The 17,583-nt window shown below is 71.8% G+C and carries 18 protein-coding genes; 6 read left to right on the top strand and 12 right to left on the bottom strand.

The genetic code is table 11. The features are described 5' to 3' along the window. Positions 1-341 precede the first annotated feature (341 nt). Positions 342-1,004, bottom strand: coding sequence for a DNA-3-methyladenine glycosylase (locus ACFY60_RS14705; RefSeq protein WP_388611713.1), 663 nt, complete (start codon positions 1,002-1,004; stop codon positions 342-344). 85 nt (positions 1,005-1,089) lie between these two features. Between ACFY60_RS14705 and ACFY60_RS14700 the strand changes: the two genes are divergently transcribed. From ACFY60_RS14700 to ACFY60_RS14690, 3 genes are all read left to right on the top strand, one after another. Continuing rightward, positions 1,090-1,872 carry a sporulation protein gene (locus ACFY60_RS14700; RefSeq protein WP_345280607.1) on the top strand — a complete coding sequence of 261 codons (783 nt, stop codon included), beginning with the start codon at positions 1,090-1,092 and terminating at the stop codon, positions 1,870-1,872. A gap of 42 nt (positions 1,873-1,914) precedes the next feature. Next, positions 1,915-2,454, top strand: coding sequence for a YbhB/YbcL family Raf kinase inhibitor-like protein (locus ACFY60_RS14695; protein ID WP_388611711.1), 540 nt, complete (start codon positions 1,915-1,917; stop codon positions 2,452-2,454). A gap of 165 nt (positions 2,455-2,619) precedes the next feature. Beyond that, complete coding sequence (locus tag ACFY60_RS14690; RefSeq protein ID WP_309052695.1) at positions 2,620-3,126, top strand: HNH endonuclease; 507 nt, start codon at positions 2,620-2,622, stop codon at positions 3,124-3,126. A gap of 134 nt (positions 3,127-3,260) precedes the next feature. On the opposite strand, the gene ACFY60_RS14685 is transcribed toward ACFY60_RS14690, so the two are convergent. From ACFY60_RS14685 to ACFY60_RS14670, 4 genes are all read right to left on the bottom strand, one after another. Further along, entirely contained in the window at positions 3,261-4,034 is a 774-nt protein-coding gene (locus ACFY60_RS14685; RefSeq protein ID WP_388611709.1) for a sulfite exporter TauE/SafE family protein, read from the bottom strand. A 91-nt stretch (positions 4,035-4,125) separates the two neighbouring features. Continuing rightward, complete coding sequence (locus ACFY60_RS14680) at positions 4,126-5,064, bottom strand: SPFH domain-containing protein (RefSeq protein ID WP_388611707.1); 939 nt, start codon at positions 5,062-5,064, stop codon at positions 4,126-4,128. A gap of 93 nt (positions 5,065-5,157) precedes the next feature. Then, a complete protein-coding gene (locus ACFY60_RS14675; protein WP_388611705.1) occupies positions 5,158-5,586 on the bottom strand; it encodes an NfeD family protein in 429 nt (142 codons plus the stop codon). Positions 5,587-5,660: 74 nt separating this feature from the next. Further along, on the bottom strand, positions 5,661-6,458 hold the full coding sequence (locus tag ACFY60_RS14670; RefSeq protein ID WP_309052699.1) for an ABC transporter ATP-binding protein: 798 nt from the start codon (positions 6,456-6,458) through the stop codon (positions 5,661-5,663). A gap of 155 nt (positions 6,459-6,613) precedes the next feature. Here ACFY60_RS14670 and ACFY60_RS14665 point away from each other — a divergent pair, with 155 nt between their 5' ends. Then, on the top strand, positions 6,614-7,405 hold the full coding sequence (locus tag ACFY60_RS14665) for a hypothetical protein (RefSeq protein ID WP_388611703.1): 792 nt from the start codon (positions 6,614-6,616) through the stop codon (positions 7,403-7,405). 113 nt (positions 7,406-7,518) lie between these two features. Here the strand turns inward: ACFY60_RS14665 and ACFY60_RS14660 are convergent, their stop codons facing one another. Together ACFY60_RS14660 and ACFY60_RS14655 are read right to left on the bottom strand one after the other, a co-directional pair. Continuing rightward, the gene (locus ACFY60_RS14660) at positions 7,519-8,163 is read right to left on the bottom strand and encodes a response regulator (protein ID WP_388611702.1); all 645 of its coding nucleotides are present in this window, start codon (positions 8,161-8,163) and stop codon (positions 7,519-7,521) included. Then, positions 8,156-9,301, bottom strand: coding sequence for a GAF domain-containing sensor histidine kinase (locus ACFY60_RS14655; protein WP_388611700.1), 1,146 nt, complete (start codon positions 9,299-9,301; stop codon positions 8,156-8,158). Before ACFY60_RS14655 ends, ACFY60_RS14660 begins: the two co-directional genes overlap by 8 nt. Positions 9,302-9,927: 626 nt before the next feature. Here ACFY60_RS14655 and ACFY60_RS14650 point away from each other — a divergent pair. Next, positions 9,928-10,707: a transglycosylase SLT domain-containing protein gene (locus ACFY60_RS14650; protein ID WP_388611698.1), complete on the top strand. Its 780-nt coding sequence runs from the start codon at positions 9,928-9,930 to the stop codon at positions 10,705-10,707. 80 nt (positions 10,708-10,787) lie between these two features. On the opposite strand, the gene ACFY60_RS14645 is transcribed toward ACFY60_RS14650, so the two are convergent. Further along, a complete protein-coding gene (locus ACFY60_RS14645) occupies positions 10,788-13,391 on the bottom strand; it encodes an FHA domain-containing protein (protein ID WP_388611696.1) in 2,604 nt (867 codons plus the stop codon). Between the two features lie 248 nt (positions 13,392-13,639). Here ACFY60_RS14645 and serB point away from each other — a divergent pair, with 248 nt between their 5' ends. Next, positions 13,640-14,854: a phosphoserine phosphatase SerB gene (gene serB, locus ACFY60_RS14640; RefSeq protein ID WP_388611695.1), complete on the top strand. Its 1,215-nt coding sequence runs from the start codon at positions 13,640-13,642 to the stop codon at positions 14,852-14,854. Positions 14,855-15,008: 154 nt separating this feature from the next. Here the strand turns inward: serB and ACFY60_RS14635 are convergent, their stop codons facing one another. The 4 genes from ACFY60_RS14635 to ACFY60_RS14620 all read right to left on the bottom strand — a co-directional run bounded on the left by ACFY60_RS14635 (position 15,009) and on the right by ACFY60_RS14620 (position 17,568). Then, entirely contained in the window at positions 15,009-15,527 is a 519-nt protein-coding gene (locus tag ACFY60_RS14635) for a SixA phosphatase family protein (protein WP_388611693.1), read from the bottom strand. Between the two features lie 20 nt (positions 15,528-15,547). Beyond that, positions 15,548-15,766 (bottom strand): hypothetical protein, encoded by a 219-nt coding sequence (locus ACFY60_RS14630; RefSeq protein ID WP_309054262.1) that lies wholly within the window; start codon positions 15,764-15,766, stop codon positions 15,548-15,550. Positions 15,767-15,916: 150 nt separating this feature from the next. Further along, positions 15,917-16,033, bottom strand: a complete 117-nt coding sequence (locus tag ACFY60_RS14625) for an SGM_5486 family transporter-associated protein (RefSeq protein ID WP_309054261.1) — start codon at positions 16,031-16,033, stop codon at positions 15,917-15,919. A 17-nt stretch (positions 16,034-16,050) separates the two neighbouring features. After that, positions 16,051-17,568: a CynX/NimT family MFS transporter gene (locus tag ACFY60_RS14620; RefSeq protein ID WP_388611690.1), complete on the bottom strand. Its 1,518-nt coding sequence runs from the start codon at positions 17,566-17,568 to the stop codon at positions 16,051-16,053. Positions 17,569-17,583 lie beyond the last annotated feature (15 nt).

The raw sequence follows: 17,583 nt of genomic DNA, 5'->3' as shown, positions 1-17,583 counted from the left end.
TCTGGCGTTGATTTTTGGCACGCTGTTGAGTTCTCAAGGTGCGGACGCTTCCTTCGTTCCTGTTTCCAGGCCCTCCGGGCGCTTCCTTCGTTTCCAACCTTACCAGATCCTTTTTCCGTTCCGTTTCCGGTTCGGATTCTGTATCCGGTGGCCTGTTGGCGGCCTTTGCCTTTCGGCGTGTTCACTACTTTAGCCGATTCCCTCGGTGACTCATAATCGAGTCGTTCGAAACGAATTCCGGAATGCCGAAATACGCCCCGTCCGGGGTGATCTTCTGAGGTAGTGGGTGGCCGCTCCGGAGTGCTTGAACAAGCAGGCCGGTTCCTGCGGCTCGGAATACGTTAGGCGTTCGCCCGGCCGGAGTCAAGTCTCCGCTTGCGGGGCTGGTGGGCGCGGTAGGGGCTGACCGTCGGGTCGTCCGCGATCCAGAAGCGCCACGGGTGCGGGGCGCCGTCACCGCCCACTCCGGTACGGGGCCCCTGGCGGACACGGGACGGCGGGGGCGGGGTGCCGTGGAGAAGGGAGAGCGGGGCGTCCGGGCCGGCGCAGACGTCGATGCCGTTCAGGGAGAGGGCGACGTCCAGGGCCGTGGCCAGGCGGGCGGGGCCCTTGGCCAGTTCGGTGTCCGTGCGGGCCGAGCGGCGGCGGGCGCGGGCATGGTCGGCGCCCGTGATGATCTCGCCCGCGCGCAGCAGCACCCCGCTCGCCTCGCCCTCGGGCCCGCACACCACGTTGAGGCAGTGCCACATCCCGTACGTGAAGTAGACGTACGCGTGTCCGGGCGGGCCGAACATGACGGCGTTCCGGGCGGTGCGGCCGCGGAAGGCGTGCGAGCCGGGGTCGATCGCGCCGGCGTACGCCTCCGCCTCCGTCAGCCGGAGCTCGATCCGGCCCTCCTCCGAGGTGCGCACGAGCGTGCGGCCCAGGAGGTCGCGGGCGACGTCCAGGACAGGGCGGTCGAAGAAGGCGCGGGGAATCGGCGTACGGTCGGGGCTCTCGGTCATGGCGTCCGAGGGTAACGGGGACCGCGGGGGAACCGGCTACGGTCCTGACGCGTATGTAGGGGTCAGGACAGAGAAGGAGTGGAACATGGGGTTCAAGAAGCTGCTGGCGAGCCTGGGTGCCGGTGGGGCGACCGTGGAGACGGTGCTCACCGAGGAGAACGTGGTTCCCGGTGGTGTGGTCCAGGGCGAGGTGCGGATCCAGGGCGGCAGCGTCGACCAGCAGATCGAGGGGCTGTCCGTCGGACTGCAGGCGCGTGTCGAGGTCGAGGGCGGCGACCAGGAGCACAAGCAGGACCTCGAGTTCGTCAAGGTGCGGCTGGGCGGTGCCTTCGAGGTGAAGGCCGGGGCGGTGCACGTGGTGCCGTTCGGTCTGGAGATCCCGTGGGAGACCCCGGTGACGTCGGTGGCCGGTCAGCGACTGCCGGGCATGAACATCGGGGTGACCACCGAGCTGGAGATCGCCCGGGCCGTGGACTCCGGTGACCTGGACCCGATCAACGTGCACCCCCTTCCCGCGCAGCAGGCGATCCTCGACGCCTTCGTCCAGCTGGGCTTCCGCTTCAAGAGCGCCGACATGGAGCGCGGTCACATCCGCGGGACGCGGCAGAAGCTGCCGTTCTACCAGGAGATCGAGTTCTTCGCGCCGCAGCAGTACCGGGGTCTGAACCAGGTCGAGGTCAGCTTCGTCGCCGACGAGCGCGAGATGGACGTCGTCCTGGAGATGGACAAGAAGCCGGGTCTGTTCGGTGAGGGCAGCGACTCCTTCCGGGCCTTCAAGGTCGGCCTGAACGACTTCCACACCACCGACTGGGCGGCGTACCTCAACCAGTGGCTCGCCGAGGTCGGCGGTCGCCGCAACTGGCTCTAGGCTCGGTTCGTCAGTACGACGGGCGATTCGAAGGGTTTCGACATGTCCGAGGGCAAGAGGGCGCCCCTGCCGCACGACTTCCATCCGCCGGTGCCGGAGTTCACGGTGGTGAGCGAGGACGTCGCGCCGGGTGGCGTGCTGAAGGACGCCCAGGTGTACGCGGAGGGGAACGTCTCTCCGCACCTGAGCTGGGAGGGGTTCCCGGCGGAGACCAAGAGCTTCGCCGTGACCTGCTTCGACCCCGACGCCCCCACGGGCAGCGGGTTCTGGCACTGGGTGCTGTTCGACATCCCGGCGTCGGTCACGGAGCTTCCGGCCGGTGCCGGTTCGGGGGCGTTCGCGGGGCTGCCGGCGGGTGCCGTGCACGCGCGGAACGATTACGGGGCGAAGGAATTCGGGGGTGCCGCTCCCCCGGCCGGGGACCCGGCGCACCGGTACGTCTTCACCGTGTACGCGGTGGACACCGAGAAGCTCGGGCCGGACGCGGACGCGTCGCCGGCCGCGGTCGGTTTCAACCTGCGGTTCCACACCCTGGGCCGTGCGCAGTTGATCGGGGAATACGCCGCTCCGGCCGAGGACTGATCGTTCGTTTGTTGTTTGCCCGCTTCTGGTCTTGGAGAGATCAGAAGCGGGCATCTTTTGTTGCGTGGGAAATTCCGTTGTCCGACCCGGCCGGCCCGGCCATCGTTGATCCAAGCCCGAAGCCCCGCCGGGGGGTGGGGGGCCGGCATACGGGAGGTGGGCAACATGCGGGACACGCTGGTACTCAACGCGAGCTTCGAGCCGCTGTCGACGGTCACACTCAACCGTGCGGTGGTGCTCGTCCTGCAGGACAAGGCCGTCGTCGAGCAGGCCCATCCCGAGCTGCGGGTCCGCGGTGCCGCCGTCGATCTGCCGGTGCCCCGGGTGATCAGGCTCTGCCGGTACGTACGGGTGCCGTTCCGAAGACAGGCCCCGTGGTCGAGGCGGGGGGTGCTGGTCAGGGACCAGCACCGGTGCGCGTACTGCGGGAAGCGAGCGACCACGGTCGATCACGTGGTGCCCCGGGCGCAGGGCGGCGGGGACAGCTGGCTGAACACGGTGGCGTCCTGCGCGGAGGACAACCACCGCAAGGCGGACCGCACGCCCGAGCAGGCGGGGATGCCGCTGCTGCACCAGCCGTTCGTGCCGACGCCGGCGGACGCGATGCTGCTGGCGATGCGGGCGGGTGAGCGGTCGGAGCTGCCGGAGTGGCTGGCGAACTCCGCCGCGTGAGACCCGTGCGGCAGGCCGGACGGTCGGACAGGTGTGCCGCGTGAGGCGCGAGGGCCCGGTGGGATCCCGCGCCCGCGGCCGGTGACGTACGCCGAAGGGCCCGTCTCCCCTCCGGGGGGGACGGGCCCTTCGGGCTACTTGAGGGTGAGCTGGAGGATGGCGACGACGCCGACGGCGATGATCACCCCGCGCAGGACGGTGGGCGGCAGGCGGCGTCCGACCTTGGCGCCGATCTGGCCGCCGATGGTGGAGCCGACGGCGATGAGGAGGACGGCCGTCCAGTCGAAGTCGGCGACGAAGAGGAAGAAGACGGCGGCGACGCCGTTGACGAGGGCGCCGAGGATGTTCTTGACGGCGTTGATCCGCTGCAGGTCGTCGTGGAGCAGCAGGCCCATGAGGGAGAGGTAGAGCACTCCCTGGGCGGCGCCGAAGTAGCCGCCGTAGGTGCTCGCGAGGAACAGGCCGCCGAGGAGGACGGGGCCGCCGTGGGGGTGGGCCCGGCTGCCGGTCTGTTCGCGGCGGCGCTTCACGGCCGCGGCGATGCGGGGCTGGAGGAGGACGAGGACGAGTGCGAGGCCGATGAGGACGGGCACGATCGCGTCGAAGGCGTCGGACGGCAGGGCCAGGAGCAGGACGGCGCCGAGGAGGCCGCCGAGGAGGGCGGCGGTGCCGAGGCGCAGGACACGGCCGGTCTGGCCCTCGAGTTCGCGGCGGTAGCCGATGGCTCCGCTGACGGCGCCGGGGACGAGCCCGAGGGTGTTGGACACGTTGGCGGTGATCGGGGGCAGTCCGGTGGCGAGGAGAACGGGGAACGTGATCAGCGTTCCCGATCCGACGATCGTGTTGATGGTTCCCGCGCCGATGCCGGCGGCGAGGACCGCCAGCGCTTCCCAGATGGACAACGCCATCTCCTTACATGGTCAGTGGCTCGCCTCCCCGCCCTGCGTGCGGCAGGGTCGAGGGGCTCGCACTGATCATGCACGGAGTTACGTGTACGTGTCAGTCAACGGTGGGTTCTTCTCGCCTTGCGGTCCCGCTGTCCTTGGTGTTGAAGCCGGGGGCGCCGGGCCCGAGGTTGCCGAAGGCGCCGGAGAGGCCCTTGAGCGCGTCGCCGATCTCGCTGGGCACGATCCAGAGCTTGTTGGCGTCGCCCTCGGCGATCTTCGGAAGCATCTGGAGGTACTGGTAGGAGAGCAGCTTCTGGTCGGGGTCGCCCGCGTGGATGGCCTCGAAGACGGTGCGGACCGCCTGCGCCTCGCCCTCGGCGCGCAGGGCGGCGGCCTTGGCCTCGCCCTCGGCGCGGAGGATCTGGGACTGCTTCTCGCCCTCGGCGGTGAGGATGGCGGACTGCCGGGTGCCCTCGGCGGTGAGGATGGCGGCGCGCTTGTCGCGCTCGGCGCGCATCTGCTTCTCCATCGAGTCCTGGATGGAGGTCGGGGGCTCGATGGCCTTGAGCTCGACGCGGTTGACGCGGATGCCCCACTTGCCGGTGGCCTCGTCGAGGACGCCGCGCAGGGCCGCGTTGATCTCCTCGCGGGAGGTGAGGGTCCGCTCCAGGTCCATGCCGCCGATGATGTTGCGGAGGGTGGTGACGGTGAGCTGCTCGATCGCCTGGATGTAGCTGGCGACCTCGTAGGTCGCGGCGCGGGCGTCGGTCACCTGGTAGTAGATGACGGTGTCGATGTTGACGACCAGGTTGTCCTGGGTGATCACCGGCTGGGGCGGGAAGGGGACGACCTGTTCGCGGAGGTCGATCCGGTTGCGGATCGTGTCGATGAACGGGACGACGATGTTGAGTCCGGCGTTGAGCGTGCGGGTGTAGCGGCCGAACCGCTCCACGATGGCCGCGCTGGCCTGCGGGATGACCTGGATCGTCTTGATCAGGGCGATGAAGACGAGCACCACCAGAATGATCAGGACGATGATGACTGCTGACATCGTGTTCCCCGTGCCCTTCGCTGCCGGTTGTCTGCCGGGTTGCTTTCGATGATCGAGTTTCCCAGATGGCGGAGCGTCATGGGCGAGGTTCGGTCACATGACGACGGCGGTGGCCCCGTCGATCTCCACGACGTCGACCCGGTCACCGGGTTCGAAGCTCTGCCCGGTGTCGAGCGCGCGGGCCGACCAGACCTCGCCGGCGAGCTTGATGCGGCCTCCGTCGCCGTCGACCCGTTCCAGGACGACCGCCTGACGGCCTCTCAGGGCGTCGACGCCGCTGGAGAGTCGGGCTCCGCCGTCGCGGTGGCGGGCGGCGATGGGGCGGACCACCGCGAGGAGCGCCACCGAGACCACGACGAAGACGACCACCTGGGCGACGATGCCGAAGCCGAGGGCGGCGGTCACGGCTCCCGCGACCGCCCCGACGGCGAACATGCCGAATTCGGGCATGGCCGTCAGGACCAGGGGGATGCCGAGCCCCACCGCGCCGATCAGCCACCAGACCCATGCGTCGATGTCCACAGGGTCATGGTAGGGGCGGGCGGGGCCTTCCGGACAGGGCGCGGGCGGCTGTGCGGGACGCCGGCGCGGGCGGGTCACTTCAGGGGCAGGCCGTGCGCGGTCCACCGCTCGCCGACGCGCTCGACGAGGAGCGGAAGGCCGAAGCAGAGGGAGAGGTTGCGGGAGGTGAGCTCGGTCTCCATGGGGCCGGCGGCGAGCACCTTGCCCTGACGGATCATCAGGACGTGGGTGAAGCCGGGGGCGATCTCCTCCACGTGGTGGGTGACCATGACCATGGAGGGGGCGTACGGGTCGCGGGCGAGGCGGCCGAGGCGGCGGACGAGGTCCTCGCGGCCGCCGAGGTCCAGGCCGGCGGCGGGCTCGTCGAGGAGGAGGAGCTCGGGGTCGGTCATCATGGCGCGGGCGATCAGGGTGCGCTTGCGCTCGCCCTCGGAGAGGGTGCCGAACTTGCGGTCCAGGTAGTCGTTCATGCCGAGGCGGTCGAGGAAGGCCTTGGCGCGCTGCTCGTCGACCGGGTCGTAGTCCTCGTGCCAGGTGGCGGTCATGCCGTACGCGGCGGTGAGGACGGTCTGCAGGACGGTCTGGCGCTTGGGCAGCTTCTCCGCCATGGCGATGCCGGCCATGCCGATGCGGGGACGGAGCTCGAAGACGTCGGTACCGACGCCGCCGAGCTTCTCGCCGAGGACGGTCGCGGTGCCCTTGGTGGGGAAGAGGTAGCTGGAGGCGATGTTGAGGAGGGTGGTCTTGCCGGCCCCGTTGGGGCCGAGGATCACCCAGCGCTCACCCTCCTTGACCGACCAGGAGACCTCGTCCACCAGAGCCCGTCCGTCGCGGACCACGGATACGTCCACCAGCTCCAGTACATCGCTCATGAGCGCGTTGTCTCCCCTTGCGGTCGAGTCGTGTCGTCGCCATGCGCCGGTGGGCGCGGCGTCCAGGGGAAAACCTACGTTATCGGTGGGGCGGCCCGGTCCCTAGGGCGTGCTTGGAGCGCCTGGGGCCCGCGCGGAGTCCCTACTCTGGTGGGATGTTCTCGGAACCACGCTCAGGACGTCTGGCCGCCTGGGGCAATGCGCTGCTGGCCGGGGCGGTGTCGCCGGACGAGGCGGCGTCGGCCGTTGTAGGGGAGGACGCGGTGCACCGCGTGACGGGGCTGCCGGGTGAGCCGGTCCCGGTGGGACTGACGCTGGCCCTGGGGCGGCTGCGGCGGCTCGGGGTGACCGGGTGGCGGGTGGCACTGCCGGCGCCGGGGCACCCGCTGGGGCTGAGCGGTCCGCCGGAGTTCAACGCGCGGGCGCTGGAGGCGGAGGAGGCGGTGGTCGGTTTCGGCGCGCCGTACGGTCTCGTGCCCGAGGTTTCGGAGGTCGGGCCCGAGGGCGACCGGCACGTGGAGGTGGTCTGGCACTGCCTGGCGGTCCGGGAGGCCCCGCCGGCGGACGTCCCCTCGCTCGGTGAGGCGGAGCGAGAGCTGGCGGAGGCCCTGCGGGAGGCGACGACGGTCCTGACGCGACTGGACGTGGCGGCCTCGGGCCCGGCGGCGGACGTGGCACGGGAGGCGTACCGGGCGCGGTCGGAGGCGGGAGGCGAGGTGCTGGCCCCCGGTTATCCCCCGCGGGCGGTCCGCGTCCTGGAGCTGGCCCGGCGGATCGGTCTCCTGGTGGATCTGGCGTACGGCCACGGCCACGGGGGCGCGGTCAGTGCCTCGGAGATGGCGGCGCGGGGCGCGGCGCTGCGGCCGGTGGAGCGGGTGGCCCGCCGGGCGCAGGTCGCCGCGTACAACTCCTATGTGGAGGAGAGGGAGCGGGAGCGGGGATTCTGACCGCTGCCGGCGGGGCCGGGGAGCCCCGGTGCCGGGCGCGGGGGTGTGAGGGGGCCGGGGCGTGAGGGCCGCCGGCGCCCGCCGGGCGCGCCCCCGGCTGCCGGGGGCCGGGGTCAGGGGGTGAGGCCGTGGCGGACCGCCCAGAGGGCCGCCTGGGTGCGGTCGGCGAGGTCGAGCTTCATCAGGATGTTCGAGACGTGGGTCTTGACGGTCTTCTCGGAGAGGACGAGGGCCCGGGCGATCTCCCGGTTGGAGCGTCCGTCCGCGATGAGGCCCAGCACCTCCCGCTCCCGCTCGGTGAGGGTCGAGCCGCGTCCCGTGCCGCCCTGCGGGTCGTCCTGGGCGAGGAGGGCGTCGGCGACCTCGGGCTGGAGCAGGACGTGACCGGCGTGGACCGAGCGGATGGCGCCGGCGAGCGCGTCGGGGTCGACGTCCTTGTACACGTACCCGGAGGCTCCGGCGCGCAGCGCGGGCACGACCGTGCGCTGCTCGGTGAAGCTGGTGACGATCAGGACCTTCGCCGGGTTGCCGAGTCCGCGCAGCCGCTTGAGCGCCTCGATGCCGTCGGTACCGGGCATCTTGATGTCCATGAGGACCACGTCGGGGCGGAGCTCCTCGGCACGGGCGACGCCCTCGGCGCCGTCGGCGGCCTCCCCCACCACCTCTATGTCGTCCTGGACCTCCAGGAAGGTGCGCAGTCCGCGGCGGACGACCTGGTGGTCGTCGACGAGCAGGACGCGAATGGGCTTGTCAGCCACCGGGGACCTCCATCTCGATCGTGGTGCCCTGGCCCGGGGCCGAGGTCACGGTGAGGCGTCCGCCGACGGCGCTCGCCCGGTCCCGCATGGAGACCAGGCCGAGGTGACGGCCCGCACTGCGGACCGTACCGGGGTCGAAGCCCTTTCCGTCGTCGGTCACGGCGAGCCGCGCGCCGTGACCGGCGCGGGCCAGGGAGACGGTGACGAGTCGGGCGTCGGCGTGGCGCAGGGCGTTGTGCAGGGCCTCCTGCGCGACCCGGAGCACGGCCTCCTCCTGGGCGGCGGGCAGAGCCCGTACCCCTTGGCTGTCGAAGAGGACCCGGGCGGTGTGGGCGCGGTCCAGGACCTGGATCTGGGTACGGAGGGTGTGGACGAGGCCGTCCTCGTCGAGGGCGGCGGGGCGCAGCTCCACGACGGCGGCGCGGAGCTCGTCGGCGGCCTCGGCGGCGAGCGCGGCGACCTGCTGGAGCTCCCCCTTGGCGCGGGCCGGGTCGCGGTCCACGAGAGCGGCGGCGGCCTGGGCGGTGAGGCGGAGCGAGAACAGCTTCTGGCTGACAGCGTCGTGCAGCTCGTGGGCGAGCCGGGAGCGCTCCTCGGCGATGGTGAGTTCGCGGCTGCGCTCGTAGAGGCGGGCGTTGGTGAGGGCGATGGCGGCGTGCTGGGCGAGGATGCCGAGGAGTTCCTCGTCCTCCTCGGTGAAGCCGCAGCCTCCGCCGGGCCGGGAGCAGCGCTTGTTGGCGAGGAAGAGGGCGCCGAGGATCCCGTCCCCGTCACGGACCGGCAGGCCGAGGAAGTCGGACATCTCGGGGTGGGCGTCGGGCCAGCCCTCGAAGCGGGGGTCCTGGCGGACGTCGGCGAGGCGCTCGGGCTCGGCCTTGTGGAGCATCGAGGCGAGGATGCCGTGCTGGCGGGGCAGCGGGCCGATCGCCCGCCACTGCTCGTCGCTGACGCCGTCGACGACGAACTGGGCGAAGCCGCCGTGGTCGTCCGGGACGCCCAGGGCCGCGTACTCGGCGTCGAGCAGCTCGCGGGCCGAGGCGACGATCGTCTTCAGGACGTCGCGCACCTCCAGATGGCGGCTCATCGCGAGGAGGGCGGTGCTCACGGCGGCCAGGCCGGAGCTCGGTCGATGGCTCATGGGCTCACCGTACCGGCGGGGTGTGACGGTGCGTATCCGCCCGGGGACGGCCCCGGAGCAGGACTCGAGACCTAGGCCGTGTCTTTCGGATCTTGCCGGGCTCGCGGCGCCTGGCACCGCGCCTCTCCCCCGTGGCCCTTCGGGCACGGGAGGTGCCCCCAGCGTCGTCGTCGGTCGCCGATGCTCCGCATGGACTCCCTCCTCCGCCTTGCGACGCACGGCGCCAGACGCCGCTCCCTGATCCGGCCTGATCCAAAAGACACGGCCTAGGTCGGACGGGCTGACGGGGCGGGTCGTCCGCTAGGAGGAGGCGGCTCACTGTACGCATTGCTGGCGCAACGTGCCGTGACACCGTCGGGTGGCCGGTGTGAGCCCGCGCATAGGACGCAGGTCACTTACGAATCTCCCTAGTGGAGGGGTAAAGGCCGTATCAGTGCGGGGTGAGCGGGCCGGGCGGCCGCGTGGGTGGCCCGTGCACGGGCCCCTGATCCACTATCGGGGATCGTACGTCACACCTTTGCCACAGGATTTTGCGGCCGCTAAGAATTGCCACCGTCGCCGCCGAGCAGGCGCAGCGCCGCCCCGGCCCAGCGACGACCCCCAGCGATTCGAAGAGGTAGTCCTGCATGTCTGCGAACACCCCTGGCCACAGTCGTGGTCTGAAGAAGACCCACAAGGCCACGATCGCCGGCGTCGCCGCTCTGGGCGCCGCGGCGCTCACGCTCTCCCTCGTCCCCGGTAACGGCTCCACCGAAACCGAGCCGCAGGCCCTCGCGGGCACCCAGCAGGTGGCCTGGGCGTACGACGCCCAGAGCCCGCAGGCCAAGGCGCTGGCCGCCAGCGTCACCGAGCAGCAGGCCACCGTCGGCCTGAAGGCGCAGCAGGCGGCCGAGGCGGAGGCCAAGGCCGCCGCCGCCAAGGCTCAGGCCGCCGCGAAGGCCAAGGCCGCCGCCGCGGCCAAGGCGAAGGCCCAGGCTCAGGCGAAGGCCAAGGCCGAGGCGCAGGCCCGTGCCAAGGCCGCCGTGAAGAAGCGTGCCGCGACGAAGGCCGCCGCGAGCCGGGCCGCCGCCCGCACGCCGGTCTTCGCGAACAACCTCGACGGCTGGATCCGTGAGGCGCTGTTCATCATGGACAAGCACGACATCCCGGGCACCTACCACGGCCTGCACAAGAACATCATGCGTGAGTCCAGCGGCAACCCGCGGGCCATCAACAACTGGGACATCAACGCCATCAACGGCGTCCCGTCCAAGGGTCTGCTGCAGGTCATCTACCCGACCTTCAAGGCCTACCACGTGCCGGGCACCAAGTTCGACCAGTACGACCCGGTCGCCAACATCGTCGCTGCCGCCAACTACGCGGCCGACCGCTACGGCTCGATCGACAACGTCAACAGCGCCTACTGATCCGGCGCGGTTCCCCTGTCGTACGCCGAAGGGCGGCACCCCACGCGGGGGTGCCGCCCTTCGGCGTACTCACGGGGTCGTCACTTGCGCATGACCTCGGGCTCGTGGCGGCGCAGCAGCCGGGCCACGACGAAGCCGAGGACGACGGTCATGAACAGCAGCACGCCGACGTTGAAGGCCCACTGGCCGGCGCTGTGCTCCCACAGCGGGTCCAGGTCGGTGGGGTTCTTCGGGTCCCACGGCGCCATGAGGTGGCCGAGGTCGAGCGTGGTGCCGGCGCCGGCGATGGCCCAGCGGGACGGCATGAGCCAGGCGAACTGTTCCAGGCCGGGCGAGCCGTAGACCTTGAACAGGATGCCGGTGAAGACGACCTGGACGATCGCGAACATGACGAGCAGCGGCATGGTCTTCTCGGCGGTCTTCACCAGCGAGGAGATGACCAGGCCGACCATCATCGAGGTGAGGCCGAGCGCGATGACGACCAGGCAGAGCTCCAGGGCCGGCGGCATGATCAGGCCCTCGGCGGGCAGCTCGCGGATGGCGAAGCCGATGGCGCAGAGGATCACGCCCTGGAAGGCCGTGATGACGCCGAGGACGATCACCTTGGACATCAGGTAGGCGGAGCGGGAGAGGCCGGTGGCGCGCTCCCGTTCGTAGATGACCCGTTCCTTGATCAGTTCGCGGACGGAGTTGGCCGCGCCGGAGAAGCACATGCCGACCGCGAGGATCAGCATGATGATGCCGGCGTCGCCGTTCCACCGGTCGGGCGGCGTGGGCGGGGCCAGGCCGAACTTCGCGGGGATGACGACGGAGACCGAGCCGATGACCGCGGGGAGCATCACCATGAGGGCGAGGAAGCCCTTGTCGGAGGCGATGACCGAGGCGTAGCGGCGCATCAGGGTCCACAGCTGGGAGCCCCAGCCCTGGGGCTTGGGCGGGCGGGCCATGGCCTGCTGCGGCACCTGGACGGGCTGGGCCGCGACGGCGTCGATGTCGGCCGCGTACAGCTGGTAGTGCTGCGAGCCCTTCCAGCGGCCCGCCCAGTCGTAGTCGCGGTAGTTCTCGAAGGCGGAGAAGACGTCGGCCCAGCTGGAGTAGCCGAAGAAGTTCAGCGCCTCGTCCGGCGGGCCGAAGTAGGCCACCGAGCCGCCGGGGGCCATGACGAGGAGCTTGTCGCACAGGCCCAGCTCGGCGACGGAGTGGGTGACGACGAGGACCGTACGGCCGTCGTCCGCGAGGCCGCGCAGGAGCTGCATGACGTCGCGGTCCATGCCCGGGTCGAGGCCGGAGGTGGGCTCGTCCAGGAAGATCAGCGACGGCTTGGTCAGCAGCTCCAGGGCGACGGAGACGCGCTTGCGCTGGCCACCGGAGAGGGAGGTGACCTTCTTCTCCTTGTGGATGTCGAGCTTGAGCTCGCGCAGCACCTCGTCGATGCGGGCCTCGCGCTCGGCGGCGGCGGTGTCGCCGGGGAAGCGGAGCTTGGCGGCGTAGCGCAGCGCCTTCTGGACGGTCAGCTCCTTGTGCAGGATGTCGTCCTGCGGGACCAGACCGATGCGCTGGCGCAGCTCGGCGAACTGCTTGTAGAGGCTGCGGTTGTCGTAGAGGACGTCACCCTCGTTGGCGGGCCGGTAGCCGGTGAGCGCCTTGAGGAGGGTGGACTTTCCGGAGCCGGAGGGGCCGATGACGCCGATGAGCGACTTCTCGGGGACGCCGAAGCTGACGTCCTTGAGGATCTGCTTGCCGCCGTCGACGGTGACCGTGAGGTGGCGGGCCGAGAAGGAGACCGAGCCGGTGTCGACGAACTCTTCCAGCTGGCCGCCGACGATCCGGAAGGTGGAGTGGCCGACGCCGACGATGTCCTGGGGGCCGAGGAGGGCGGTGCCGCCCTTGGGGATCGGCTGACCGTTGACGTAGGTGCCGTTGTGCGAGCCCAGGTCGCGGATCTCGAAGCGGCCGTCGGGGGTCGCGTGGAACTCGGCGTGGTGGCGCGAGACCTGGAGGTCGGAGACGACCAGCTCGTTCTCGAGCGCGCGGCCGATGCGCATCACGTGGCCGAGGGACAGCTGGTGGAAGGTGGTGGGGCTGCGGTCGGCGTAGGCCGACGACGCCCCCGCGGCGCCGGGGCCGTGGCCACCCGCCGGGCCCTGCTGCTGCGGCACCTGCTGGGGAGCGTGGTGCTGCGGGACCTGCTGGTGCGGGACCTGGGGCGGTGCGGCCGCGGGCTGCGGGGCCTGCTGCTGCCAGCCCTGGTGCTGCGGCGCCTGCGCGGCGGCCCAGTCGGCCGGGGCGGCGCCGTGGGCGGCGGGGGCCTGGGCGTGCGGGGCAGGGGCCTGGGCGTGGGCCTGCTGCGCGGGCATCGGCGCCTGCTGCGCGGCCGGGCCGACGGCGGTGAGATCCAGCCGCGGGCCGTCGGTGGCGTTGCCGAGGTGGACGGCCGTGCCCGGGGCGAGCTCCAGTTGCTGGATCCGCTGCCCGTGGACGAAGGTGCCGTTGGTGGAGCCGTGGTCCTCGATGACCCAGCTCCGGCCGCCCCAGCTGATCGTGGCGTGGCGCCACGAGACCCTGGCGTCGTCGATGACCAGGTCACCCTGCGGATCACGGCCCAGGGTGTACGACCTGGCCGGATCGAGGGTCCAGGTCCTGCCGTTCAATTCCAGTACGAGTTCTGGCACTCCATGCCCCACTACTTGTCCCCCGATGTACCCCCGGTCACCGGGAGTCCAGGGATGGCGAATCATCCGGGGGGAACTATTTCAGGCCCGGTCCCGTATCCGGAAGTCGGGCCGTGTGAAGACCCGGGGCGGGAGCGCTCCGCCGGGCCCCCGGGGCCGCCCGGCCGCGGCCCGGCGGGCGGGGTGAGGGACCGGACGGGTGTCCGCTGGGCGGGACGGGGGGCCGGGTGGCACGCCGTGCCCGATACGGTGGAACCACCATGAGCGCATCGCAGAACTCAGACGTTCCCACCCTTCTCGTCAAGATCTTCGGGAAGGACCGTCCCGGGATCACCGCCGGACTCTTCGACACCCTCGCCGCCTTCTCCGTCGACGTCGTGGACATCGAGCAGGTCGTCTCCCGCGGCCGCCTCGTCCTGTGCGCGCTCGTCACCGAGCCGACCGTCACCTCCCAGGGGGAGCTGCGGGCCACCGTGCACAGCTGGGCCGAGTCCCTGAAACTGCAGGCCGAGATCATCTCGGGCACGGGTGACAACCGGCCGCGCGGCCACGGCCGCTCCCACGTCACGGTGCTCGGGCACCCGCTGACGGCCGAGCAGACGGCGGCCATAGCGGCCAGGATCGCCGGGGCCGGCGGCAACATCGACCGCATCTTCCGGCTGGCGAAGTACCCGGTGACGGCGGTCGAGTTCGCCGTCTCGGGCTGCGAGACGGAACCGCTGCGCACCGCCCTGGCCACCGAGGCGCACCGGGTCGGCGTCGATGTCGCCGTGGTGTCGGCGGGGCTGCACCGGCGGGCGCAGCGGCTGGTCGTCATGGACGTCGACTCGACCCTGATCCAGGACGAGGTCATCGAGCTGTTCGCGGCGCACGCGGGCTGCGAGGACGAGGTCGCCGAGGTGACGGCGGCGGCGATGCGCGGCGAGCTGGACTTCGAGCAGTCGCTGCACGCGCGGGTGGCGCTGCTGGCCGGCCTGGACGCCTCCGTGGTGGACAAGGTCCGCGCGGAGGTCCGGCTGACCTCCGGTGCCCGCACCCTGATCCGTACGCTGAAGCGGCTCGGCTACCAGGTCGGTGTGGTCTCGGGCGGATTCACACAGGTCACGGACGATCTGAAGGAACGTCTCGGCCTGGACTTCGCGCAGGCCAACACGCTGGAGATCGTGGACGGCAAGCTGACGGGCCGGGTGACCGGGGAGATCGTGGACCGGGCGGGCAAGGCGCGGCTGCTGCGCCGGTTCGCGGCCGAGGCCGGGGTGCCGCTGGCGCAGACCGTGGCGATCGGTGACGGGGCCAACGACCTGGACATGCTGAACGCGGCCGGGCTCGGGGTGGCGTTCAACGCCAAGCCGGTGGTGCGGGAGGCCGCGCACACGGCGGTGAACGTGCCGTTCCTGGACACGGTGCTCTACCTGCTGGGGATCACCCGCGAAGAGGTCGAGGCCGCGGACGGCGGCGAGGTGCCCTCGCCCTGAGTGTCCGGATCGGAGCGTGCGGAGGGGCCCGGCCGTCGGGAGACGGCCGGGCCCCTTCGCGTACGGGTCGGAAGGCCTGCCGTACGGCTCGGAGGACCGTACGGGCGAGGCGGCGGGCCCGGTCGGGCGGAGCGGGGGGCGGTCGGGGCAGGGGTCAGGCGTGGGGGGCCCAGAAGTCCACGAGGCGGCCCACGCCGTGCTCCACCGACTTCCAGGTGCCCTCGAAGGTGACCACGGCGAAGGCGGCGGTCGGGAAGCCGCTGCGGTTCATACGGGTCAGCAGGTCGCCCTCGGCCTCACCGGACAGGGCGTCGGCGAGGGCGTGCATGCCGGGATTGTGTCCGATGAGCAGCAGGTCGTGGACGTCGTCCTGGACCTCGTTGAGCAGGGCGATGAGCTCGCCGAGCGAGGCCTCGTACATCCGCTCCTCGTAGACGGTCCTCGGGCGCTCGGGAAGCTCGTGCACGGCCAGTTTCCACGTCTCGCGGGTTCTGGCGGCGGTCGAGCAGAGGGCCAGGTCGAAGCGGTGGCCGGCGTCGGCGAGCCGGCGGCCCGCGACGGGGGCGTCCTGGCGTCCGCGCTCGGCGAGCGGGCGCTCGTGGTCGGACACCTGGGGCCAGTCTGCCTTCGCGTGCCGGAGCAGCACGATCCTGCGGGGTGTTTCGACGCTCATGGTCCCCAGCTTCGCACGGATCAGGCTCCGTTGACTCGGAGAGAGAGCGTTTGCTGGACGCGCTCCAGGACCCGCTCGACCCCCGCTTCCCCGGAGGCCGCGTGGGTCTCGCCCGGCCCGGACACGAGGAGCAGGAGAGTGGTGAAGGCGGCCACCGGCAGGGCGAGGGCCCACCAGGGCAGCCGGGTGTCGACGCCCGCGGACGGGGTGGGGTCACTGCTGTGCGAGCGCGTCGGCACGGCCGCCTCCGAGGGGTGGTGGGGATCCGCTTTCCGCGGTGTCTCCACCGTAGGGATCACGGGCGCACCGGCCCATCGGGTGATCCACCCATGTGTCCCTGAGACGCGCCCCCTAAGGGACAGGGGGGACAGCCCCCGCGGGTTGCCCGGTCAGGGGGAGGCGAGGGTGGCGACGACGGCGATGAGGACCGTGATGCCGAGCATCGCGCCGAGCACGACGAGCAGCTTCTTCTGGCCGTTCTGGGGATTGGGTTCGAGGACTGGCATGGGCCCAGTCTCGCATCTCAGCACTCGTCCTCGACGGTCCGGTCCCGTCCGGCGAGGATGCCGACGAGCATCTGGGGCACCATGAGGCCGCCCATGAGGGCGATCGGCAGGCCCCAGCCGCCGCTGTGCTGGTAGAGCACGCCCACGAGGAGGGGTCCGGGGATGGAGATGAGGTAGCCGACGCTCTGCGCGAAGGCGGAGAGGCGGACGACTCCGGCACCGGTCCGCGAGCGCATGCCGATCATGGTGAGGGCGAGCGGGAAGGAGCAGTTGGAGACGCCGAGGAGCAGCGCCCAGAGCCAGGCTCCGGCGGCCGGGGCGAGGAGGAGGCCGGTGTAGCCGGCGAGGCCGCAGGTGGCGAGGGCGACGGCGATGGGGCCCTGGGTCCGCATCCGGGTCGCGAGGCGCGGGATGACGAAGGCCAGGGGGACGCCCATGACCATGGTGACGGCGAGGAGCACGCCCGCGGTGGAGGCGGGGACGCCGGCGTCGCGGAAGATCTGCGGCATCCAGCCCATCGTGATGTAGGCGCCGGTGGCCTGGAGGCCGAAGAAGCAGCCGAGCGCCCAGGCGGTACGGGAGCGGGTGACGCGGGGCGCGGGGGCCTCCCCGGGGGCGGGGGCCGTGGCGGCGCCGTCCGTCCCCCGCGCCTCGCGCGCGGAGCCGTGGGCCGTTCCCCGGCCCGGCATCGTACCCGGGCCGGATCCGGGGCCCGGCTCGGAGCGCGGGCCCGCGTCCGGCGCCGTACCGCTGGAAGCCGTACCGCTCTCCCCCGTACGATCCCGGCTCCGCCCCCCGGCCGGGGCACGGTCGCGGTCGCGCAGGACGGGGAGCCAGGGCAGGACGGCGAGGGCCGCGAGGGCGGCCCAGACGCCGAGGCCGAGGCGCCAGTCGCCGCCGAGGGCGTCGGTCATCGGGACGGTGGCCGCGGCGGCGACGGAGGTGCCGAGGGCGAGCGCCATGGAGTACAGACCCGTCATGGAGCCGACGCGGTCGGGGAAGTACCGCTTGACGATGACGGGCATCAGGACGTTGCTGACGGCGATGCCCATGAGGGCGAGCGCGCTGGCGGCGAGGAAGGCGGCGGTGCCGGTGGCGAGGGGCCGGAGTGCGAGGCCGGCGAAGATGGTGGCCATGCCGGCGCACACGACGGCGGCCGGGCCGAAGCGGCGGGCGAGGCGGGGCGCGGTGATGCCGAAGACCGCGAAGCAGAGCGGCGGGACGGAGGTGAGGACTCCGGCCACGGTGCCGCTCATGTGGAGGTTCGCGCTGACCTCCTCGAGGAGGGCGCCGAGGCTGGTGATGGCGGGGCGCAGGTTGAGCGCGGCCAGGACGAGTCCGACGGTGACGAGGCCCAGGGTCCAGCGCCGGGCGGCGGGGGCGGGCCGGGTGCGCTCCGTCGGTGCCGGGGCGGGGGCGCCCTCGGCGGTGGCAGGGCTTCCGGTCGAGCCGGCGGTGGTCCCGGGTGCCGGGGCGGGGGCGGGGATCGCGGCCGGCCGCGCGGTGGGGTCGAGGGTCTTCGGCTCGTCTGGCATGGAACCATCATAGAA

The organism is Streptomyces sp. NPDC012827 (assembly GCF_042900905.1).
GTDB classification, from domain to species: domain Bacteria; phylum Actinomycetota; class Actinomycetes; order Streptomycetales; family Streptomycetaceae; genus Streptomyces; species Streptomyces gulbargensis.
This window is presented reverse-complemented; position numbering and strand designations above follow the sequence as displayed.

Coding starts and splice junctions, on each gene's coding strand:
- ACFY60_RS14705 (WP_388611713.1), bottom strand. CDS start 1,004: ATGACCGAGAGCCCCGACCGTACGCCGATTCCCCGCGCCTTCTTCGAC.
- ACFY60_RS14700 (WP_345280607.1), top strand. CDS start 1,090: ATGGGGTTCAAGAAGCTGCTGGCGAGCCTGGGTGCCGGTGGGGCGACC.
- ACFY60_RS14695 (WP_388611711.1), top strand. CDS start 1,915: ATGTCCGAGGGCAAGAGGGCGCCCCTGCCGCACGACTTCCATCCGCCG.
- ACFY60_RS14690 (WP_309052695.1), top strand. CDS start 2,620: ATGCGGGACACGCTGGTACTCAACGCGAGCTTCGAGCCGCTGTCGACG.
- ACFY60_RS14685 (WP_388611709.1), bottom strand. CDS start 4,034: ATGGCGTTGTCCATCTGGGAAGCGCTGGCGGTCCTCGCCGCCGGCATC.
- ACFY60_RS14680 (WP_388611707.1), bottom strand. CDS start 5,064: ATGTCAGCAGTCATCATCGTCCTGATCATTCTGGTGGTGCTCGTCTTC.
- ACFY60_RS14670 (WP_309052699.1), bottom strand. CDS start 6,458: ATGAGCGATGTACTGGAGCTGGTGGACGTATCCGTGGTCCGCGACGGA.
- ACFY60_RS14665 (WP_388611703.1), top strand. CDS start 6,614: ATGTTCTCGGAACCACGCTCAGGACGTCTGGCCGCCTGGGGCAATGCG.
- ACFY60_RS14655 (WP_388611700.1), bottom strand. CDS start 9,301: ATGAGCCATCGACCGAGCTCCGGCCTGGCCGCCGTGAGCACCGCCCTC.
- ACFY60_RS14650 (WP_388611698.1), top strand. CDS start 9,928: ATGTCTGCGAACACCCCTGGCCACAGTCGTGGTCTGAAGAAGACCCAC.
- serB (WP_388611695.1), top strand. CDS start 13,640: ATGAGCGCATCGCAGAACTCAGACGTTCCCACCCTTCTCGTCAAGATC.
- ACFY60_RS14635 (WP_388611693.1), bottom strand. CDS start 15,527: ATGAGCGTCGAAACACCCCGCAGGATCGTGCTGCTCCGGCACGCGAAG.
- ACFY60_RS14625 (WP_309054261.1), bottom strand. CDS start 16,033: ATGCCAGTCCTCGAACCCAATCCCCAGAACGGCCAGAAGAAGCTGCTC.
- ACFY60_RS14620 (WP_388611690.1), bottom strand. CDS start 17,568: ATGCCAGACGAGCCGAAGACCCTCGACCCCACCGCGCGGCCGGCCGCG.